The organism is Dokdonella sp. (assembly GCF_036518555.1).
Classification (GTDB): Bacteria; Pseudomonadota; Gammaproteobacteria; order Xanthomonadales; family Rhodanobacteraceae; genus Dokdonella_A.
Genome location: NZ_DATDMY010000051.1, coordinates 1 through 2,608 on the forward strand (window position 1 = coordinate 1; position 2,608 = coordinate 2,608).

Annotated in this window: 2 protein-coding genes; both read right to left on the minus strand. The window is 69.4% G+C overall.

Annotated features, from left to right (window positions below; all coding sequences use genetic code 11):
• Positions 1–642: 642 nt before the first annotated feature.
• Positions 643–1,839, minus strand: a complete 1,197-nt coding sequence (locus VI238_RS03185; RefSeq protein ID WP_331648372.1) for an NAD(P)/FAD-dependent oxidoreductase — start codon at positions 1,837–1,839, stop codon at positions 643–645.
• Positions 1,836–2,608 (minus strand): imidazolonepropionase (hutI, locus tag VI238_RS03190; RefSeq protein ID WP_331648374.1); only part of this gene is annotated, 773 nt, incomplete at its 5' end. The genes VI238_RS03185 and hutI, both read right to left, overlap by 4 nt.

The window sequence follows — 2,608 nt, forward strand, 5'->3', positions numbered from 1 at the left end:
GGCGATGCGCCCGGCGTCGCCGGTATCGCGCCAGAGCCAGAGGATCGCGAGCAGCGAGACGAGCGGCAGCGACACGACGAGTGCGCCGAAGGACGGACTGCGCCGCGCGATTTCCGACACCGCCATGACGATGACGCCGGAAATGAGCGCCTTGATTAGCAGATAGGTCATGTTCCGACTATACCGCGCGATGCCGCGGTTCCAAAAGCGAAAGACTGAAACACGAAGGACACGAAGGACACGAAGGTAAAGCGTAGACATTCCAAAGATCGAAAAACGGAGCACACGGAGGAAGAACAGGCCAGGAATTTCTCCGTGCGGCCAGTAACGTAGGCCGGATCAAGCCGCGCAAGCGGCCGATCCGGCGCGCTGCGTGCGCCCAATCCGCACTACTGCGCTGCGTTGTGGCCAATGAGCAAAATGGATCCCTGCTTTCGCGGATATGACGGTGTCTTCGCGGCGCATGGAAAGAGAGAGCCGTGAAACACGGAGCGCACGGAGAAGTGACGGCGAGAAGGCCCATCCACTCAACGGCTCTTCCTCCGTGTGCTCCGTGTTTCAACCTCTTGATCCCTATATCCGCTCTTCCTTCGTGTCCTCTGTGTCCTTCGTGTTTCAATCGTTTGCTCTTCCTGGCGAAGCTCACAACGCCATGCCGCAGGCATGCCCGGACGCCCAGGCCCACTGGAAGTTGTAGCCGCCGAGCCAGCCGGTCACGTCGACGACTTCGCCGATGAAGTAGAGGCCGGGCACGCGCCTGGACTGCATCGTCGATGAGGACAGTTCGTCGGTATCGACGCCGCCGAGCGTGACTTCCGCGGTGCGATAGCCTTCGGTGCCGCTCGCGACGAGCGGCCACGCGGCGAGCACGGCCGCGATCTCGCGCAACGGCGCGTCGGCGAGCTCGCGCATCGGGCGGTCCGGCAGCCAGTGCTCGCACAGGCGGTGCGCGAAGCGCTTCGGCAAGCGCTCGGCGAGCACGCTGCGCAGTTCGCTCGCGCCGCGCTCGGCGCGCTGCGCACGCAGCCACGCGAACGCGTCCTCGCCGGGGAGGAGGTCGAGCCGAAGGTCGTCGCCGGGGTTCCAGTACGAGGAGATCTGCAGGATCGCCGGACCGCTCACGCCACGGTGGGTGAACAGCATGAAGTTGCGAAAATGCGCTCGACCGCAGCGCGCTTCGACCGGCACGGCGACACCGGCGAGGTCGGCGAGGCGCTCCTGGTGCTTGCCCGACAGGGTGAGCGGCACGAGGCCCGCGCGCGTCGGCAGCACGCGGTGGCCGAAGCGGCGCGCGAGCTCGTAGCCGAAGCCGGTCGCGCCCATGCTCGGGATCGACAGGCCACCGCTCGCGACGACGAGCGCGGGTGCGCTGAACACGCCGCGCCCGGTATCGACATGGAAGCCGCCGTCGCCGTGGCGCACGGTCTCGATCGAACACGAAGTCTCGATGCGCACGCCGCCGGCCGCGCATTCGTCGAGCAGCAGGCGCACGATCTGCTTGGACGAGTCGTCGCAGAACAGCTGGCCGAGTTCCTTCTCGTGGTATGCGATGCGATGGCGCTCGACGAGTGCGATGAAATCCGCGGGCGTGTAGCGCGCGAGCGCGGACTTGCAGTAGTGCGGGTTCGCCGACAGGTAGTTCGCCGGCGTCGTGCCCGTGTTGGTGAAGTTGCAGCGCCCGCCGCCGGACATGAGGATCTTCTTGCCGACGCGATTGGCGTGCTCGATCACGAGCACGCGCTTGCCGCGCTGGCCCGCGGTGAGCGCGCACATGAGGCCCGCCGCGCCGCCGCCGACGACGATCGCGTCGAACGGATTCTCCGCGTGGCCAGGGCTCATCGCGCGATCGCGCGGCCGCCGACGTGGATCGCGCGCGCGAGCGAGCCGCCGATCCAGTAGCACAGGTCCGCGGGCCGCTCCGCGTCCCAGACGACGAAGTCCGCGCGCAGGCCGCGCGCGAGCCGGCCGCGGTCGGCAAGGCCGAGCGCGCGCGCGGCATGGACGGTCGCGCCGCGCAGCGCTTCCTCGGGCGTGAGGCGGAACAAGGTGCAGGCCATGCCCATCGCGAGGCGCAGCGACAGCAGCGGCGACGTGCCCGGGTTGAGGTCGGTCGCGACGGCGATCGGCACGCCCGCGGCGCGGAGCGCATCGATCGGCGGCCGCTTCGTCTCGCGCAGCGCGTAGTACGCGCCCGGCAGCAGCACCGCGACGCTGCCCGCCGCGGCCATCGCGCGCACGCCGTCGTCGCCCGTCCACTCGAGATGGTCGGCCGACAGCGCGCCGAATTCCGCGGCGAGCGCGGCGCCGCCGAGGTCCGACAACTGGTCGGCGTGCAGCTTCACGCGCAGGCCGAGCGCGCGCGCGGCCTCGAACACGCGGCGCGTCTGTGCGGGCGTGAACGCGATCTTCTCGCAGAACGCGTCGACCGCATCGGCGAGGCCTTCGCGTGCGGCCGCGGGCAGGATCGCGTCGCAGACGAGCGCGATGTAGTCGTCGGGGCGTCCCGCGTATTCGGGCGGCAGCGCGTGCGCGGACAGCAGGGTCGTGCGCACGCCGATGCCGAGCGCGTCGCCGATCCGGCGCGCGACGCGCAGCATGCGAAGCTCGC